16 protein-coding genes are annotated in these 18,933 nt (G+C 54.9%); all 16 read left to right on the plus strand.

The annotated features are described in order from the left end of the window. Positions 1-88: 88 nt before the first annotated feature. The 16 genes from dusB to QBD29_RS09515 all read left to right on the plus strand — a co-directional run bounded on the left by dusB (position 89) and on the right by QBD29_RS09515 (position 18,922). Positions 89-1,078, plus strand: coding sequence for a tRNA dihydrouridine synthase DusB (gene dusB, locus QBD29_RS09435; RefSeq protein WP_280097840.1), 990 nt, complete (start codon positions 89-91; stop codon positions 1,076-1,078). Continuing rightward, positions 1,075-2,148, plus strand: coding sequence for an ATP-binding protein (locus QBD29_RS09440; protein WP_280097841.1), 1,074 nt, complete (start codon positions 1,075-1,077; stop codon positions 2,146-2,148). Before dusB ends, QBD29_RS09440 begins: the two co-directional genes overlap by 4 nt. Positions 2,149-2,150: 2 nt before the next feature. Next, a complete protein-coding gene (locus QBD29_RS09445; protein WP_280097842.1) occupies positions 2,151-3,521 on the plus strand; it encodes a response regulator in 1,371 nt (456 codons plus the stop codon). A 47-nt stretch (positions 3,522-3,568) separates the two neighbouring features. Continuing rightward, positions 3,569-5,818 carry a PAS domain-containing sensor histidine kinase gene (locus tag QBD29_RS09450; RefSeq protein ID WP_280097843.1) on the plus strand — a complete coding sequence of 750 codons (2,250 nt, stop codon included), beginning with the start codon at positions 3,569-3,571 and terminating at the stop codon, positions 5,816-5,818. A gap of 24 nt (positions 5,819-5,842) precedes the next feature. Continuing rightward, entirely contained in the window at positions 5,843-7,258 is a 1,416-nt protein-coding gene (locus tag QBD29_RS09455) for a sigma-54 dependent transcriptional regulator (RefSeq protein WP_280097844.1), read from the plus strand. Between the two features lie 58 nt (positions 7,259-7,316). Continuing rightward, positions 7,317-8,693: a Trk system potassium transporter TrkA gene (gene trkA / locus QBD29_RS09460; protein WP_280097845.1), complete on the plus strand. Its 1,377-nt coding sequence runs from the start codon at positions 7,317-7,319 to the stop codon at positions 8,691-8,693. Between the two features lie 17 nt (positions 8,694-8,710). Next, positions 8,711-10,216, plus strand: coding sequence for a potassium transporter TrkG (locus tag QBD29_RS09465; protein ID WP_280097846.1), 1,506 nt, complete (start codon positions 8,711-8,713; stop codon positions 10,214-10,216). 158 nt (positions 10,217-10,374) lie between these two features. Further along, complete coding sequence (hfq, locus tag QBD29_RS09470) at positions 10,375-10,611, plus strand: RNA chaperone Hfq (protein ID WP_280097847.1); 237 nt, start codon at positions 10,375-10,377, stop codon at positions 10,609-10,611. A 61-nt stretch (positions 10,612-10,672) separates the two neighbouring features. Continuing rightward, on the plus strand, positions 10,673-11,935 hold the full coding sequence (gene hflX, locus QBD29_RS09475; protein ID WP_280097848.1) for a GTPase HflX: 1,263 nt from the start codon (positions 10,673-10,675) through the stop codon (positions 11,933-11,935). Between the two features lie 175 nt (positions 11,936-12,110). After that, positions 12,111-13,013: a MoxR family ATPase gene (locus QBD29_RS09480; protein WP_280097849.1), complete on the plus strand. Its 903-nt coding sequence runs from the start codon at positions 12,111-12,113 to the stop codon at positions 13,011-13,013. 3 nt (positions 13,014-13,016) lie between these two features. After that, complete coding sequence (locus QBD29_RS09485; protein WP_280097850.1) at positions 13,017-14,258, plus strand: VWA domain-containing protein; 1,242 nt, start codon at positions 13,017-13,019, stop codon at positions 14,256-14,258. Next, positions 14,255-15,229, plus strand: coding sequence for an XdhC family protein (locus QBD29_RS09490; protein WP_280097851.1), 975 nt, complete (start codon positions 14,255-14,257; stop codon positions 15,227-15,229). Before QBD29_RS09485 ends, QBD29_RS09490 begins: the two co-directional genes overlap by 4 nt. Next, the gene (locus tag QBD29_RS17310; RefSeq protein WP_347935681.1) at positions 15,226-16,824 is read left to right on the plus strand and encodes a molybdopterin-binding/glycosyltransferase family 2 protein; all 1,599 of its coding nucleotides are present in this window, start codon (positions 15,226-15,228) and stop codon (positions 16,822-16,824) included. The genes QBD29_RS09490 and QBD29_RS17310 overlap by 4 nt, the downstream gene beginning before the upstream one ends. Before the next feature lie 55 nt (positions 16,825-16,879). Next, positions 16,880-17,839 carry a GAF domain-containing protein gene (locus QBD29_RS09505; RefSeq protein WP_280097852.1) on the plus strand — a complete coding sequence of 320 codons (960 nt, stop codon included), beginning with the start codon at positions 16,880-16,882 and terminating at the stop codon, positions 17,837-17,839. A 104-nt stretch (positions 17,840-17,943) separates the two neighbouring features. Further along, positions 17,944-18,387, plus strand: a complete 444-nt coding sequence (locus QBD29_RS09510) for a carbon monoxide dehydrogenase subunit G (protein WP_280097853.1) — start codon at positions 17,944-17,946, stop codon at positions 18,385-18,387. 52 nt (positions 18,388-18,439) lie between these two features. Continuing rightward, positions 18,440-18,922: a 2Fe-2S iron-sulfur cluster-binding protein gene (locus tag QBD29_RS09515; RefSeq protein WP_280097854.1), complete on the plus strand. Its 483-nt coding sequence runs from the start codon at positions 18,440-18,442 to the stop codon at positions 18,920-18,922. The last annotated feature ends 11 nt before the right edge of the window (positions 18,923-18,933 follow it).

Raw genomic sequence — 18,933 nt, forward strand, 5'->3', positions numbered from 1 at the left:
TTCCATTACCGCGCGATGCGGTGCGTCACAATGGGGCAAAGCAGCATCAAATCCTTGCCAAACCGCGCAAAATGCACAATTAAGCGGCATGTCTCAGATAATGATCGGAAATAAGGCACTTGCCCCTCCTGTGTTTCTTGCCCCGCTGGCAGGGATCACCGATCTGCCGTTCCGAAATCTGGTCACCAGCTTCGGGGCTGGGCTGGTTGTGTCTGAAATGATCGCCAGCGAAGAAATGATGCAGGCGCGACCTGGCACTTTGGCGCGCGCCGAGCTTGGTTTTGACAGCGAAAACACATCTGTGCAAATCGCGGGTCGCGATGCCTATTGGATGGCGGAATGCGCCAAACTCTGTGTGGGCAATGGCGCGCAACTGCTTGATATCAATATGGGATGCCCTGCGAAGAAGGTCACGCAAGGGTATTCTGGTTCGGCCCTGATGAAAGACGTGGATTTCGCGCTTACCTTGATCGAAGCCGTGGTCGAAGCCGTCGATGTGCCTGTCACGCTGAAAACCCGTCTGGGTTGGGATGACAACATGCTGAACGCCCCACATCTTGCCAAAGGGGCTGAAGATGCAGGCGTGCAAATGATCACTATTCATGGTCGAACCCGGTGTCAGTTTTACAAAGGGTCCGCAGATTGGGCAGCCATCTCTCGCGTTAAACAGGCGGTTTCTGTCCCTGTAATTGCCAATGGTGATATCATTGATGATGCGAGCGCTGCCAAGGCGATGCAGCAATCTGGCGCGGACGGCGTGATGGTTGGGCGCGGTGCGCAAGGGCGCCCATGGCAGCTGGCCCAAATAGCGTCAAAATTATTCGACACGCCGCCGCCTGTCATTCCCACGGGAACAAGTTTTTTAGACATGATTTCAGCGCATTATGAAGCCATGCTCACCTTCTATGGTGCGGACCTTGGCAACCGTGTCGCCCGCAAACATCTGGGGTGGTATATGGACACCATGCCAACTCCCACGGACCTGCGCAAACGTATCTTTACCGAAAAAGATGGCGAAACAGTCCTGCGGCTGATCCGCGACTTGCCTGCGGAAAACCTGCAAATGGCCGCGCAATGATCCCCGACTACGAACAAATCTGGGCGACTCTACCATTTCCTGCTTTTGTGCTGAACACGGATAACCAAATGCGCCACGCCAACAGTGCCGCAGAACAACTGGTCAAACTGTCCGCCAAACATCTGCAAACCCGTTCTGTTTCGTCGCTGTTTGGCGAAAACTCCGTCATTGCCGATACGGTGGCGCAGGCTCGGGCGAAATCGGGCTCGTTGATGCAATATAATGTGGATGTTGGGTTGAACGACATGGATCCGATCACCTGTAATGTACATGTGGGCCCACTTGATGCGGATGCAGACAGCCTTTTGTTGCTGATCCAACCCACAGGTGTTGCCCAAAAGATGAGCCGATCTATCACCCATATGGCAGCTGCACGATCCGTTGTGGCGATGTCTGCCATGCTAGCGCACGAATTGCGCAATCCGCTCGCGGGTATTTCAGGGGCGGCGCAGCTACTGGCTATGAACGCCAATGAAGAAGACCGCGAACTGACCGAGTTGATCGAAGCAGAAACCCGTCGCATCGGCAATCTGATCGACCGCGTTGAACACTTTGGCGATGACCGCCCTACGACCCTTGCAGCCGTAAACATCCACGATGTTCTGGATCGCGCAGTGCGCGCCGCCAGCGCAGGATTTGCCAGCCACATCGCATTTTCTGTAGCCTATGATCCATCCTTGCCTGATGCGGCGGGTGATGCAGACCAACTGTTACAAGTGTTTCAAAACATTATTAAAAACGCCGCAGAGGCGATTGATGGAACCCACGGCAAAATCAAACTTCGCACATCCTACAACTCTGGCGTGAAATTCGCTGTAGGCGGCAATCGCACGCAGAATGTACCCTTGCAAATCGAAATCACCGACAACGGCAAAGGCATTCCTGATGCCCTGATAGCCGAAGTGTTCGATCCCTTTGTCACGTCAAAATCAAACGGCAGCGGGCTTGGCCTGCCGCTCGTTTCAAAAATCATTTCTGGCCATGGTGGCCTTGTCGAATGCGACAGCGCACCAGGGCGTACAACTTTCACCATTCGCCTTCCGCTTTGGCGCTCACAAATGGAAAGATAATCATGGATGGCACTGTTCTTGTTGCAGATGACGATCGCACAATTCGCACGGTTTTGTCCCAAGCCTTAACGCGCGCGGGGTGCAAAGTCCGTGCCACCAGCAATACCACAACCTTGTGGCGGTGGATCGAAGAAGGCGAAGGGGATGCGGTTATCTCCGATGTGATGATGCCCGATGGTAATGGGCTCGATCTGCTGCCCGCCATTCGGCGCAAACGCCCTGATTTGCCCGTGATTGTAATTTCCGCGCAAAACACAGTTGTAACTGCCATTCGCGCCACGGACGCTGGGGCATTCGATTATGTGCCAAAACCATTCGATCTGCGCGAACTTTTGTCCAAAGTGTCCAAAGCGCTGAGCCAATCAGGCCAAAACCTGCCCGTGGTTGACGCCCCGCAATCTGATGGTGAATTGCCCTTGGTCGGGGGCAGCCCTGCCATGCAAGAGGTCTACCGCATCGTGGCCCGTGTGGTGAACACGGACCTCAACGTTATGATCAACGGCGCCAGCGGGACGGGTAAAGATTTGCTTGCCCGAGCATTGCACGACTTGGGCAATCGCGCAGGAGGGCAATTCCTGCGCATCAATTGTGGAACGGCCACACCCGATCAATTGGATTCGCAAGTCCTGTTTAGCGCAGGGCAGGGCGCAACAATCTATCTCGACGAAGTGGCAGAGCTGTCCTCACAAAGCCAAATTCATCTCTTGAACCTGACCCAATCCGATAGCGTGCAATCCTTGGGCATTCGGTTTGTATCGTCCAGCAGCCGTCCCATGGTGCCTTTGATCAACGAAGGCGCGTTTCGCGAAGATCTGTTTTACCGCTTAAACGTCATGCCCATAGATTTGCCGCCATTGCGGGATCGAATCGACGATATTGTGCCTTTAACGCAGCATTTTTTGCGCACCAGCGCGGATCGCGGATTGCCGCTGAAAACCATCGCCAAGTCTGCTGTGGAACACATGCGCGTTGCGCCATGGTCTGGAAACGTGCGCGGCCTAGAAAATTTCGTTCAGCGGCTCGTGTTGCTTTGCCCAGATGATGAAATCAGCGCCAGCTTTGTGGCAGCACAGCTAAAGGCAGAGGCAGACCAAGCCGTCCCAAACACGCCAATGGTCACAGACAAACTGTCTGCATCGGTCGAAGCACACATAAAACGTTACTTCGATCTGCATGGGGATGCTTTACCACCGCCCGGCCTTTATAACCGTGTTTTACGCGAAGTAGAGTTGCCCTTGCTGGCCCTGGCATTGTCCGCAACACGTGGAAATCAAATCAAAACGGCAGAGTTGTTGGGCATTAACCGAAATACGTTGCGCAAAAAGATCAAAGAGCACGATATTCAGGTGACACGCACCAAGAAAATGATGTAAAACGGCCACAGTCGGCAGCGTAAGCCGAGTCTGATAGAGCAGAACCCATGAACATTGGGAAAATTTGGCGGCGGTTGAACACGTGGCGTAAGCAGCGCCGCGTTCAGACCATTTTTGCAATCTCACTGGCGCTTATGGCGCCCTTGTTGGTTCTCTTCACCTATTTGGTGTTGCGTGCGTCAAACGGCTCTGTATCCAACGACCTGATCCGCTTCGTTCTGCTCCTCGATTTTGTGTATGTGTTGGTTGTCGCGGCCCTTGTTGGGCAACGTATTTTGCGCATGATGACAGCCCGATCCAAGAAAACGGCGGGCTCTCGGTTGCACCTGCGTTTGTCAGGCGTGTTTGCATTTGTCGCTTTGGTCCCCACAGTTTTGGTTGCGGTTATTTCCACGATTCTGCTGAACTTCGGCTTTGAAAACTGGTTTTCCACCCGCGTTCAGGATGTGGTTGGCAATTCATTGGCCGCCGCCCAAGCCTATGAAAACGAACAACGGGATGATCTGGTCACAGACGCGCAATTGTTGGCGCAATTTCTAAACCAACAAAAACGCGTCCTCGGCTTTGCAGCAGAAAGTGAATTGCGCTCTTCCTTGACGTTGGGCCAACAACGCATTCAACGCGGTCTAAAAGAAGCCTACGTGATCGACGGCGCTGCAAACCTAAAGGCACGCGGGGAACGCAGCTATCTTTTCGATTTCGAAGCCCCGTCGGAAAACAGCTTGTCACAAGCAGAAGAAGGCAAAACCGTTGTCATCCAAGACTGGGACAACAACGAATTTCGCGCTCTGATCCGCCTGTCATCTTATCCCGATCGCTACGTCTATGTGTCACGCACCGTGGATGGTGAAATCCTCAACCTTTTGGACGAAACCAAAGAAACAGTCGCGCTTTACAATCAGGGCGAACAGGAGCGGGACCAGTTGCTGTTTGACCTTGCCTTAATCTACCTCGGCTTTGCGCTCATCGTAATCCTTGCGGCCATCTGGCTTGGTCTCTGGTTTGCGGAACGTCTGGCGCGTCCCGTTGGGCGTCTTGCTGGGGCGGCGCAACGTGTCACGGCAGGGGATTTGAATGCCCGCGTGAAAGAAGAGCCGGGTGACGATGAAATCGCCATGCTTAGCCGGATTTTTAACCGCATGACCCAACAAGTGAAACGCCAGCACGATGATCTGCGCGAAGCGAATGAGCGCACCGAACGCCGCCGCCGTCTGTTTGACAGCGTTCTGTCAGGGGTTACCGCAGGTGTCATTGGCCTAAACTCAGATGGCCAAATTGCCATGATGAACGCCGCCGCCGCACGGTTGCTGAACCTTGATATCGATGCGGATGTGGATAAAGAACTCATCCTTGCCGTGCCCGAATTTGCCACGTTGTTTTCCCAACTCGAAGGACGCAAAGCCAACGTTGCCCAAGACGAAATCCGCCTCACCCGCGCCGACAGCCCCGAAATCCTATTGGTGCGCATGGCCGTGCGCACATCAGAAGAGGGGTATCTCGAAGGTTACGTTGTGACTTTTGACGATGTAACCTCATTGGTATCCGCCCAACGTTTGGCCGCATGGGGCGACGTGGCCCGCCGCATTGCGCACGAGATTAAGAATCCCCTAACACCGATTCAGCTGTCCGCCGAACGTATGAAACGCAAATTTGGCCCCAAACTGGGCGAAGATGCCGCAGATTTGGAACAATACTCGGATGTCATTATTCGCCAAACCAATGACCTGCGCCGCATCGTGGATGAGTTCTCAAAATTCGCCCGAATGCCTGAACCTGAACGGCGCCAAGAAGACCTCGCACAACTGATCCGCGATGTTGTCGTATTGCAGCAAGAAGCGTTGCAACCCACCCAAATCTCGCTTGATATGGAACGCACTGAAATCCACGCCAGCTTTGATGCGACGATGTTCAATCAAGCCTTTACAAACCTGATTAAGAACGCTGGCGAAGCCATTGATGGCATGGAAGAAAAACCAGCGGATTTCACCCCCGAAATTCGGGTGTCTGTGGTCAGTCACGAAGGTGCCACACATATCGAAATCCAAGACAACGGTATGGGATTGCCCGCCGAAAACAGATCGCGCCTGTTCGAACCCTACGTGACGCACCGCGACAGTGGTACAGGCTTGGGCCTTCCGATTGTTAAGAAAATTATCGAAGAACATGGCGGCACGCTTGAGCTGTTAGACGCGCCGCCCTTTGATGAAACGGGACGGGTCGGTGCAATGGCACGTATCGTTTTGCCATTTGGAAATGAATTAGGTACAGTAAACGAAAACATAAAAGCGGCCCAATAAGGGCCCGAGCAGGAGTGGTAATTGATGGGCGATATCCTCGTTGTAGATGATGAAAAAGACATCTGTGAACTGGTGTCAGATATTTTGGTGGACGAAGGCTACACCACACGCAAGGCGGCAAATTCAGACGAAGCCTTTGGTGAAATTAACAAAGACGCGCCAGACCTGATTATTCTGGATATCTGGCTCAAAGAGAGCAAACTCGACGGCATTGATATTCTCAAAACCGTGCGGCGTGACAATCCAGATATCCCTGTGGTTATCATCTCGGGCCACGGCAACATTGAAATCGCAGTGGCAGCCGTAAAACAGGGTGCTTACGACTTTATCGAAAAACCGTTCAATATTGACCAGCTGATGGTGGTGATTGCACGGGCTATGGAAACATCCCGTTTGCGCCGCGAAAACGCACAGCTCAAGGTGCGCGATGTAACCTCATCTGTCATGGTTGGCAACTCTGCTGCGTTCCGCAATCTGCAAAGCCAGCTTGATAAAGTGACCAAAACCAACGGGCGCGTCATGCTCACAGGTCCGTCTGGCTGCGGCAAAGAAGTGGCAGCCCGCTACATCCATTCCAAATCCGACCGTGCCAAAGCGCCGTTTGTTTCTGTGAACTCTGCCAGCATCGAACCCGACCGTATGGAAGAGGTTCTGTTTGGCCGTGAAGGGGGCGAGCGCGGATTTGAGCCGGGGCTTTTGGAACAAGCCCACGGCGGCATTGTGTTCTTTGACGAAGTGGCCGATATGCCCATTGGCACGCAATCCAAAATCCTGCGTGTGCTGGTGGAACAATCCTTCACCCGCGTCGGCGGCGCAGACAAAGTGCGCGTCGATATCCGCGTTCTGTCTGCTACGAACCGCGATCTGGTGCAGGAAATCGCTGCAGGTAATTTCCGCGAAGAACTTTACCATCGTCTGAATGTTGTGCCGATCACCGTGCCCTCGCTCGAAGCACGCCGAGAAGACATCGCCATGCTGGCCGAACATTTCATGGAAGAGCTGAACAGCGCCCAAGGCTTGCCCGTGCGCCCACTGGCAGAAGAAACCGAAGCCTTGCTGCAAACCATGTCTTGGCCTGGCAACGTTCGCCAATTGCGCAATGTGATCGAACGTGTCCTGATCCTTGGCCCTGAAAAAGGTGAAATTGAACCGAGCGAGATTCCAGGCAATGAATCCTCAGGCGGCGGGGACAGTGCTGGCCTGTCCAACAGCTACGCCACGCTTCCATTGCGCGAAGCCCGCGAAATGTTCGAACGGGAATACCTGATGGCGCAAATCAATCGGTTTGGTGGGAATATTTCTCGCACGGCCAACTTTGTTGGGATGGAGCGCAGCGCCCTTCACCGCAAGCTAAAAACGCTCAATGTGGTGACCACCAACAAGGCAGGCACGCGCATTGCAGAAATTGATGATAACGGCGAACGGGACGAAGACGCTTGATGCGCACCGCCCCTTTGGTGTTTAACCGCCAAACGAACTGATACGGCAGGAGCCTGAAATGAAGGTTATCGTGTGTGGCGCAGGACAAGTGGGCTGGCAAATCGCCCGCCACTTGGCCGTTGAAAACAACGATGTAACCATCGTCGATAACAATCCAGGGCTCGTGAACCAAGCCACGGATGCGCTTGATGTGTCGGGTATTGCAGGTTTTGCCAGTTACCCTGATGTATTGCGGCGTGCTGGGGCGCGGGACGCGGATATGATTATCGCCGCCACCCATTCGGACGAAGTGAACATGGTCACCTGTCAGGTGGCGCACTCGGTTTTCTCTGTTCCGCGCAAAGTGGCCCGTTTGCGCGCGCAATCCTACCTCGATGTGATCTACACCGATCTATATCAACGGGATCACTTACCCATCGACGTTGTGATTTCCCCCGAAAAAGAAGTGGCCGCCGCAGCGCTGCGCCAATTGGCAGCCCCCTCGACCTTTGACAACGAACCTTTTTTGCAAGGGGATGTCGAAATGCTCGGCATCACGCTCGAAGAGGACTGCGCCGTCATCAACACGCCACTGCGCCAATTGTCCGAACTGTTTTCCACACTTCGCGCCGTTGTGTGCGGCGTGCGGCGGGGCGAATCCTTATTCACCGCAAATGCGGACGACCAGCTGTTTCCGGGCGATCAGGTCTATGTGTTCACGCACAAAGATGACGTGCGCCGCGCATTGGAAATTTTCGGCAAAAACACCAAAAAACGCGAACGTGTGATCATCATTGGCGGCGGCAACGTGGGGTTGTCCGTGGCCAGCCAGTTGGAGCAGGGCTCGGATCGGATCCGCGCCAAAGTGATCGAAAGATCCCGTGAATGCGCGGAAAAAGCCGCCGAAGCTCTTGAACGAACCATCGTTTTGCATGGCGACGGGCTCGACAAAGACCTCTTGGAAGAAGCCAATCTTGATAAGGCCGATGCGCTTTTGGCCGTAACCGATGACGACAAAACCAATTTGTTAACGGCCACGCGGGCCAAGGCTGCGGGCTGTCCGCAGGTTGTTGCTCTGGTCAATGATCACGGCCTTGCGCCCTTGATGCAGCCATTGAACATCGATGCTTTCATTCACCCGCGCGCCACCACGGTATCGTCCATTCTGCGCCACATCCGCCATGGCCGCGTGCGGCAAGTCTATTCTATTGGCGATGCCGAGGCCGAAGTCATCGAAGCACAAGTGATGTCTACTTCGCCAATTTCGGGCCAACCCATCCGCGATATTGCCATTCCCGAAGGCGCCATTGTTGCAGCCGTTCAAAAAGGCGACCAAGTTATACGCCCCACAGGGGACACCCGTATTGACGAAGGCGATGTTGTCGTCATCTTCTCACTGGCTCGCAACATCGAAGAGGTCGAACGCTTGCTCCAAGTGCAGATCGACTTTTTCTAGAAAGCGGTGGCCATCTTATGAACTGGCTCAAATCTCTACCCTTGTTTGTACAGCTGTTGGCGTTTTCCGTCATCATGATGTACCTGCCGATGGCCTTTGCCATTCGGCTAGAAGATTGGGACGTCGCCCGTACCTTTTTCTACTACACCACGTTTTTATTGATCCTGTTAACCTTGGTTGGCATTGCCGTATCGGGGTATGCGTCTCGAAACTCCGCACGGCACTATTTGCTCACCGCGTTCGGTGCGTTTCTGACCATCCCCGCTCTTTTGGCACTGCCATTTACCTATTTGGTCCCGTCGATCACCTATTTCCAAGCCTATTTTGAAATGCTTTCAAGCCTGACAACCACAGGCGCCACGCTGTTTGATGATCCATCCCTTGTGCCTGCGCCTTTACATATGATGCGCGCCATTGTGGGTTGGATTGGCGGCTTTTTCATTTTGGTTGTAGCCGTTTCCATCTTTGCCCCCTTGCAAATCGGCGGCTTTGAAGTGTTCGCCGCCAGCCGCACAGGGCAAAAATCCACAACACAGATTGCCAAAGCAGACGCCAGTAAACGCTTGGGGCGCAACGCGGCGCAAATCTTTCCTGTGTACGTGTTTGTCACCGCGCTGCTGGCTTTGTGCCTGCTTATTTCAGGGGATCGAACACTGGTTGCTGTATCCCACGCCATGTCCATCATTTCCACCAGCGGCATTTCCCCTGTGGGTGGGCTGCAAGGGGCCAGTTCTGGCTACGCTGGCGAAGCCTTGATGTTCTTTTTCCTGTTTTTCGCCGTGTCCCGCCACAGCTTCTTTTTCGGCTCTGACAGCGAAGCCTTTTCAAACCTCAAGCTCGACAAAGAAATCAACCTTGTTTTGATTTGCATCACCGTCATCCCGGTTTTGTTGTTTATCCGTCATTGGAGCGCCGCGTTCGAAGTCTCAGCCACAGACGAGGCAACATCTGCCATCATCGCGCTGTGGGGGGCGATATTCACGGTGTTGTCTTTCCTGACCACAACAGGCTTTGAAAGTGATGCGTGGGAAGGGGCACAAAACTGGTCTGGCCTTGGCACCACGGGTATTATCCTCATGGGGCTGTCTATCATGGGGGGCGGGATTGCCACGACAGCGGGCGGTGTGAAACTGCTGCGGGTGTACGCACTTTATAAACACGGTCAGCGTGAAATCGAACGTCTCAGCCACCCGAACTCGGTGGCCAGTTCTTCGCAACGGGTGCGCATGATCCGCCGCGAAGGGGCGCAAATCGCATGGATTTTCCTTATGCTCTTTGTACTGTCTCTGGCCTTTGTCGCGCTCGCACTGGCGGCCACGGGCATCAGTTTTTCCGACAGCCTTTTGTTTGCCACCGCAGGGCTGTCTAACACGGGTCCACTGGCCCACGCCGCAGGGGAGAGCTTTACAGGCTACGCCAATATTTCCGACACAGGCAAAGCGATTCTTTGCGTGGCCATGATCCTTGGGCGGCTCGAAGCCCTCGCCGTGATCGCCGTTTTAAACCCAAACTATTGGCGATAATTGACCAAAATACCGCCCAGATTCGCTTTTGCACTGGCCAAACTAAAAATTAGCCTCATACTCTGATCATCCAAAACTGCGCTGCGCGGCTTTTGGGCGACTAACAACAACAATATCCCGCTCAATCAATGCGGGGCATAAAACTGAAAGCTGACGAGATGGCTGGCGACAAACAAAACCTGCAAGACGCATTCCTTAACAATGTGCGAAAATCCAAAATTTCTGTAACAATCTTTTTGATCAACGGGGTCAAGCTGCAAGGCATGATCACGTGGTTTGATAATTTCTGCGTTTTGCTTCGCCGCGATGGCCAAAGCCAGCTGGTGTATAAACACGCGATTTCCACCATCATGCCAGCCCAAGCGGTTCAGCTTTATGATGGCGAGGAAAGCTAAACCACGCATGTTGCAAACCCCAATGCACATTTCACATTGTGATCGGGAAGGGCGCTAACACGTGGAAAGAGCCTGCGTCCTCCACCCTGACATTCCCAACAAAGACACGCGGCGTGCGCCCAAACATGCGCTCGCCGAAGCCGTGTCTTTGGCCAATGCTCTGAACCTTGATATCGGTTTTTCAGAGGTGGTGAACCTGCGCAATCCCCATGTGGGTCTGCTGTTCAGCAAAGGTAAACTGGCTGAAATTGGCGAAAAGCTCCACGATCACGACATCGGACTTGTCATCATCGACGGTCCTGTCACCCCGATCCAGCAACGAAACCTTGAACGCCACTGGAAGGTCAAAGTTCTTGACCGTACGGGCTTGATCCTCGAAATCTTCTCTGATCGCGCTGCCACGCGCGAAGGTGTGCTGCAAGTGGACCTAGCGGCTCTCAGCTATTCCAAAACCCGCCTTGTACGGGCCTGGACCCACCTGGAACGCCAAAGAGGCGGCCTTGGGTTTGTTGGCGGCGCGGGTGAAACCCAGATCGAAGCTGACCGCCGCGCCATTGATGACGCCATCGTGCGGTTGAAAAAACAATTGGCCAAAGTGGTTAAAACCCGTGAATTGCACCGCGCCGCACGGGCCAAAGTACCGTATCCAATTGTTGCACTCGTTGGGTATACCAACGCGGGCAAATCCACCCTGTTTAACACGTTAACGGGTGCGGATGTGATGGCCAAAGACATGCTCTTTGCCACGCTGGACCCCACCATGCGCGAACTGGAATTGCCCGAAGGCCAGAAAATCATCTTATCCGACACAGTTGGTTTTATTTCTGAACTGCCAACCCAACTGGTCGCCGCCTTCCGTGCCACTTTGGAAGAAGTGCTTGATGCAGACCTAATCCTACACGTCCGCGATATCGCACATCCTGAAACACAGGCCCAAGCGGATGATGTGACTGATATCCTCAATGATCTTGGCATTTCCCAAAAGGCAGAGGAAACCATGATCGAAGTTTGGAACAAATCCGATCTGCTCGACGAAAACGCCCTTGAAACCGCGCTCAACACTTCAGAGCGCACCGAGAACATTCACACGATTTCAGCCATTACAGGGCAGGGGCTCGACACGCTGTTAACACTGATCGAAACCGCCATCGAAGACCCGATGACCACCGAAACCATTCGGCTGGCCTATTCCGAAGGGGCCCGTCGCGCATGGCTGTTCGAACAGAATGTGATCGATTCCGAAGGTTTATGGGACCAAGGCTATGAAATCACGGTCACGTGGACCGCAAAACAAGCCGCCCAATTCGAAAAATACGGCAGTTAAACCACCACCCCCACGGCTTCTTCTGGCCCAAAATATCCAATTCCAACGCCGCCTCACGCAGTGTACGCCCAATTCAGTCGTCTCACATCTGCGACATTTCCCAATGGCGACACCCCGCACAGACTTCCCCCGCCCAACAATCCTGCTACATTCGCGCTAACTCCAAGGATTGCACATGACAAAACTGCCCACATCCATCGACGCCACGCAAACCCTACTGTCTGATGAAAATTACATCTGCGACCGATCTCTCGCCACGTTGGTCTATCTCTCCCTTACGCTCAAACGCCCCATCTTTTTGGAAGGCGAAGCGGGGGTGGGCAAAACCGAACTCGCCAAAACCCTAGCCACGGCCCTTGGCCGCGACCTTATCCGCCTACAGTGTTACGAAGGGCTCGACGCCAGCTCCGCTGTGTACGAATGGAACTTCGCCGCTCAAATGATCGCCCTTCGCGCAGCAGGGGACGGCAAAACATCCGAAGACACGCTGTTCACTGACAAATACCTCATCAAGCGCCCTCTTTTGCAAGCCATGGAACCCAACCCCAAAGGCCCGCCAATTCTGTTGATCGACGAAATCGACCGCACAGATGAACCATTCGAGGCATTCCTGCTGGAAGCGCTCTCAGACTATCAAGTCACCATCCCCGAACTTGGTACGTTCAAGGCCCCTGAACCCCCAATCGTCATCCTCACGTCTAACCGCACCCGCGAAGTCCACGATGCCCTCAAACGCCGCTGCCTTTATCACTGGGTCGATTACCCCGGCTTTGAACGCGAAGTTGAAATCCTGCGCGCCCGTGCGCCCGAAGCAACGGAAATCCTCTCGCGTGAAGTGGTGGGTTTCATCCAACACCTGCGCGACGAAGACCTGTTCAAAAATCCAGGGGTTGCCGAAACCATCGACTGGGCCAAATGCCTTGTCGCCCTTGATGCCGTGGCCCTGTCCCCAGAGGTCATCGCTGACACGCTTGGTGCGGTTCTGAAATACCAAGACGACATCGCCAAAATCGCCGGCTCCGAGGCCACACGCATCCTCGATCACGCCCGCGCAAACATCGCCAATTCTGGCCTGTAATCCATGACGGCTCCGGTCAAAGACCTTCCTGTCAACGGCAAGCTTGTTGCTAATATCGTTTATTTTGTGCGCACCCTGCGCCGCGCTGGGGTTCCCGTTGGAACGGCCCAAACCCTCCAAGCCATTCGCGCTGTTCAGGCGGCGGGCTTTACCCAACGGCGCGACTTTTTCTTCACCTTGCGCGCAACGCTCATCACCCGCGCTGAACACCTTGATGTGTTTGAACGTATCTTTTCTATGTTCTGGCGCGATCCTGAGTTTCTCGAAGTCATGGTGCAAACCATGCTCCCCATGATCCAAACTCAAGCTGGGGATAAGGATAAGAAAACCGCTGAACAACGAGCGGCTGAGGCGATGATGGATGGCGCACCGCCACCGCCCCAACCGGATGTCGAAGATGCCCGCGAAGAAATCGAAGTGGATGCAGAGTTTTCCTTTTCTGCAGATGAAAAACTCGGCTCCATGGATTTTGAACAAATGTCCAATGCCGAACTTGCGATGGCCAAAGCCGCAATCGCCAGCATGACCCTGCCAATTAAACCGATTCAATCGCGCCGCCTTGCGCCCGCTTTGACGGGCAACCGCATTGACGCCCGCGCCACCCTGCGTGCTGCCATGCGTACAGGGGGGGAGGTCATCGACCTGCCCAAACGCAACCCGAAACAACGCAATCCTGATCTGGTCGCGCTCTGTGACATCTCGGGCTCCATGTCCACCTATTCGCGTCTGTTCATGCACTTCCTGCATTCTGTTTCTGTGACCAAAGGGCAGGGCTGGGCCAAGGTTCACGCCTTCACCTTTGGCACGCGCCTCACCAATATCACGCGCAGCCTGTCCGAACGGGACCCTGACGCGGCGCTGAAGGCTGTTGGTCAACAATCCCAAGATTGGGACGGTGGCACGCGGATCGGCGCGAGCCTTGAACAATTCAACAAACATTGGTCCCGCCGCGTTCTATCACGTGGCGCGGTGGTTCTGCTCGTCACCGATGGCCTAGAGCGCCAAAACCCCGAAGACCTAGAACGCGAGGCCCGCCGCCTGCGCCTATCAGCCCGTCAAGTCATTTGGCTTAATCCCCTTATGCGTTGGGACGGATTCACACCGCAAGCTGCAGGCATCCGCGCCCTGTTGCCCCATGTGGATAGCTTTCATTCCTGCCATTCACTCAATTCTTTTCGCGATCTGACCGATGCACTTTCCACTGGCGGAAGCGGTGAAAAACAACGACTAATGAGCCTGTTATGACTGATACAAACCTTGATAACATGCCCGCCGTGGCGCTCGATTACATCGCAAACGGCCACCGTGCGGCCATTGCCACGGTGATCGAAACATGGGGCAGCGCCCCACGCCCCGTTGGCGCACAACTGGCCATCCGCGATGATGGTGCATTCCAAGGCTCCGTGTCAGGGGGCTGCGTCGAAGGCGCAGTTGTTGCCGAAGCACTCGAAGTCTTGGAAACAGGAGAGCCGCGCATCCTCGAATACGGTGTGTCTGACGAAAACGTTTTCGCTGTTGGTCTTGCCTGTGGGGGCGAAATCAAAATCCTTGTGGAACCCATCGGCATCGGGCAGGGGGTGTCTGTTGAAATTTTAAAGTCACTGGATGACGCTCGTACAAACCGAACGCCAATTGGCGTGTCCATCCACCTGCAAACATGGGACCGCCGCTTAGTCGGCCCAAACGATGCGCCCCTTCGCTTTACCAAAGATAAATCAGGGGTGGACGATAGCAGTTTCACGCTGATCCAAAACCCGCCCCTGCGCCTAATCGTTGTTGGCGCGGTCCACATTGCCCAAGCTCTGCTGCCCATGGCCCACATCGCTGGCTACGCGCCTTTTCTGATCGACCCGCGCGACAGCTTTGGTTCTCAAACACGGTTCCCGAACGAAACCATCCTCAACGAATGGCCCGATGTTGCGGTTGAAAGCCTTGGTCTTGATGCACGAACCGCACTTGTAACCCTCACACATGATCCAAAACTCGACACGCCTGCATTGGCCGCCGCGCTTAACTCTGATGCGTTTTATATCGGCGCACTTGGCTCTTCGCGCACCCACGCCAAACGCCGCGCACAGTTGATTGATCTGGGTTTTACAGACAGTCAAATCGACCGCATCCACGGCCCCGTGGGCAGCAATATCGGCGCAGCAACCCCATCAGAAATCGCCATTTCCATCATGGCGCAAATCACCGAAGTTTTACGCACGCCATGAAATTCGGGACGGTACGAACAGCGGATGCAGCGGGGCACACTTTGGCCCATTCGCTGAGCTTTGACGGCCTTCGGTTCCCAAAAGGGCGCGTTTTAACCGATGCGGACGTGAACGACCTGCAATCGCTTGGGGTGCGGGACGTGACCGTCGCCCAGTTCGACAGTACTGACACAGATGAAAACACAGCCGCCGCGCAACTCGCAGCCCCTTTGGGGGGGGCGAACATTCGCCAAACCGATCCGTTTTCTGGCCGCGTGAACCTGATTGCGCAAACGGGCGGCATTTTGCGTGTTTGCGCATCAGATATCGCCGCGTTCAACGCGGTGAATGAGGCGATCACCATCGCCACGCTTCCAGATTACGCTCGTGTTTTTGACGGCACGTTGCTCGCCACCATCAAAATCATTCCCTACGCCGCTGCCGCCTCAGACGTTGCAAAAGCCGTGCAAACGCTCAGCGCCGCAACGCTGCAACTTCATCCCCTGCGCCTCAAAACTGCGCAATTGATCCTCACGGAAACCCCTAATTTCAAACCCTCGCTTCTGACCAAAGGCGAAGATGCTGTGCGCACCCGCACCACGGCCCTTGGCCTTGATCTGCGTTCGGTTACAACCGTTCCACATACACAAACCGCTGTTGCTGACGCGCTCGTAAAATCCACCGCCGATATCACGTTAATCCTCGGCGCTTCGGCCACATCCGACCGCGCTGATGTTGCACCCGCCGCCCTTATTGAAGCGGGCGGCACGCTCACCCGGTTCGGTATGCCCGTCGATCCAGGCAACCTCTTGTTCCTCGGCTCGCTTAACGACACACCCGTTGTTGGCCTGCCAGGGTGTGCCAGATCCCCTGCGTTGAACGGGGCGGATTGGGTGTTGGAACGCCTCTGCGCGGGGTTGCCTGTCACGTCGGATCACATCGCCGCCATGGGCGTTGGCGGATTGCTCAAAGAGGTCCCAGCCCGCCCTCAACCACGCCGCAACGCCGCCAAGCCATCCGGAAAACCGCATATCCTTTTGCTTGCCGCAGGCACCTCAACCCGAATGCGCGGCGACAATAAACTCTTGCGTCAAATCGACGGTGAACCGCTTGTGGTGCGCACAGCAAATCAACTGTCCCAATCATCTGCTGGCGGTATGACAATCGTCATCAACCCCGAAACCTCGGGCCTTGTTGCCGCTGTTTCGGGGCAGGGCGACCAGATTGTCACAGCCCATGACGCCAACACAGGGCTCGCGGCCAGTCTGCGTGCAGGAATCAACGCGCTGCCCGCATCTGCCAGCGCCGTGATTATCGCGCTTGCCGATATGCCAGACGTGACCGCGGATGATATCGACGCGCTCATTGCGGCTTATGACCCTTCCAACAACGCGCTTATCGTGGCGCCGACCGCCCCAAATGGAAAACGCGGCAACCCCGTCCTGTTTGATCGGCGCTACTTTGAACCGCTTGCCTCTTTGTCAGGGGACACAGGGGCAAAAGCACTTATCGAAACCGAAACGGCCAATCTCTGCCTGATCCCAAGGGGCGCAGGCGTGCTTATGGACCTCGATACTCCCGAAGCTTGGGCCGCTTGGGAAGCGGACCGCAGCTGATCCAATTCTTGCAATTCGCTGCAACCCATGGTTCCATCCCCGTCAGGGAGAAACCATGCCAGCGCAAACCTACGCCAGTCACGTCGAAAAAGTCCAAGCCGAGATCGAAGGCCGCGCCCCTGCGCGCAGCGCCATCGCCGCAAGCTGGGCACGTTCCGCATTTCACCACGGCCTAGAGCCAGACCTGCGTCTGAACCAAAACGTGCTGACCCAATCCGAATTGAAACGTGAACAGGAACGGCTCGATTTACTGCTACATATCGCACGGCCAGTCATGGAACAGCTGTTTGTCGCCGTTGTTAAAACAGGCTGTTGCGTCGTTCTGACCAACAAAGACGGCGTCATCCTGCACCGCCTGATCCACGAAGTTGACCGTATCGACATGAACGCCGTTGGCGCACGATCAGGCGCGATCTGGTCCGAAGAACATGCAGGCACAAACGGCATCGGCACCTGCGCCATCGAAGAACGCCCCGTCACCATCCACAAAGACCAACATTTCCGCGAAGAAATCATCGGCATGTCCTGCGCAGGTGCGCCGATCTTTGATGTGACGGGTGAAATCATTGCCGTTCTGGATATTTCAAGCGCACGAGAGGATATGCACGCAAGTTTTGCCCAAGTCATGTCATCACTCGTGGTTAACGCCGCCAATCGCATTGAAACCGAACACTTTCGCGCGGCCTTCAATGGTGCGAAAATCATTGTCGCCGAAGGCCATTCCAACATCGGGACGCCCTTGCTCGCTTCGGATCGCGACGATCTTGTGATCGGGGCCAACCGCGCTGCGCGCCGCATGTTTGGTTTGCAAAATGAAACCTTTGAAATCCCGCTGCCCCGTCACGAGATTCTGGCCGAAGAAGCCCCGTCAAACGGGCTTTTGGATGCAGAACGGGCAACCGTGCGCCGTGCGCTCGCCACTGCGCGAGGCAACGCCACACAGGCGGCCAAAGACCTCAACGTCAGTCGCGCCACGTTTTACCGTTTGTTGAAAAAGCACGACATCACAACCTGATCTGTCTCAGGTCTGAGACAATCCCACCGATGGGTGATGCGAAACCGTTGACAGGAAAGCGAAGCATCGGGTCTATTTTATGCAGTCTGGGAGGAAAGCATCACATGGATATGTCTGGCCAATACCGTATCGAAGCCCCAATCGACGTTGTGTGGGCTGCGATCCAAAATCCCGACATCCTGCGCGAAGCCATCCCTGGCTGCGAAGATCTGGACAAAACCAGCGACACCGAAATGAACGCCAAGGTCGCACTTAAGATCGGCCCCGTGAAAGCAAAATTCGCGGGCGAGGTTGAACTTCAAGATCTAAACCCGCCCAATTCTTTGAAAATTCAGGGCGAAGGCAAAGGCGGCATTGCAGGCTTTGCCAAGGGCGGCGCGGATGTTCAATTGGCTGAAGATGGCGAGGAAACCATCCTAACGTACACCGCCAGCGCACAAGTGGGCGGTAAAATCGCCCAACTCGGTTCGCGGCTAATTCAATCCACGGCGGCGAAACTGGCCGATAAGTTCTTTGCCAATCTAAAGGATCAACTCGCCGAAACCTAATTCGAAATCATATCATTGGCGCCATGCGCCTGTCATTTTCTGGGAGGATACGATGACCAAAGTTTCAATGACCGTAAACGGGAAGGCGCGCAGCGCCGAGGTGCCCGACAATACGCTTCTGGTGGACTACATTCGCGAAAACCTGCGCCTGACAGGCACCCATGTTGGCTGTGACACATCCCAGTGCGGCGCGTGCGTTGTGCATGTGAACGGCCAAGCGGTGAAATCCTGCACCATGCTTGCCGCCGCCGCTGATGGGGCCGAGGTGACAACCATCGAAGGGGTCGCTGCCAGCAAAGATGAACTTCATCCCATGCAAGCTGCGTTCAAAGAGAACCACGGTCTTCAGTGCGGGTTCTGCACCCCGGGCATGATCATGACAGCCACAGACATGGTCGAGCGTTACAAAGCATCCGGAAAAACCCTCGATGAACAAGCAATCCGTGAAGAGTTGGAAGGCAACATCTGCCGCTGCACGGGTTATCATAACATCGTTAAATCGATCGCCGACGGCGCATCGAAAATGAACGCATAAGGGGAGATCAG

The sequence above is a fragment of the Amylibacter sp. IMCC11727 genome (assembly GCF_029854195.1).
Classification (GTDB): Bacteria; Pseudomonadota; Alphaproteobacteria; order Rhodobacterales; family Rhodobacteraceae; genus Amylibacter.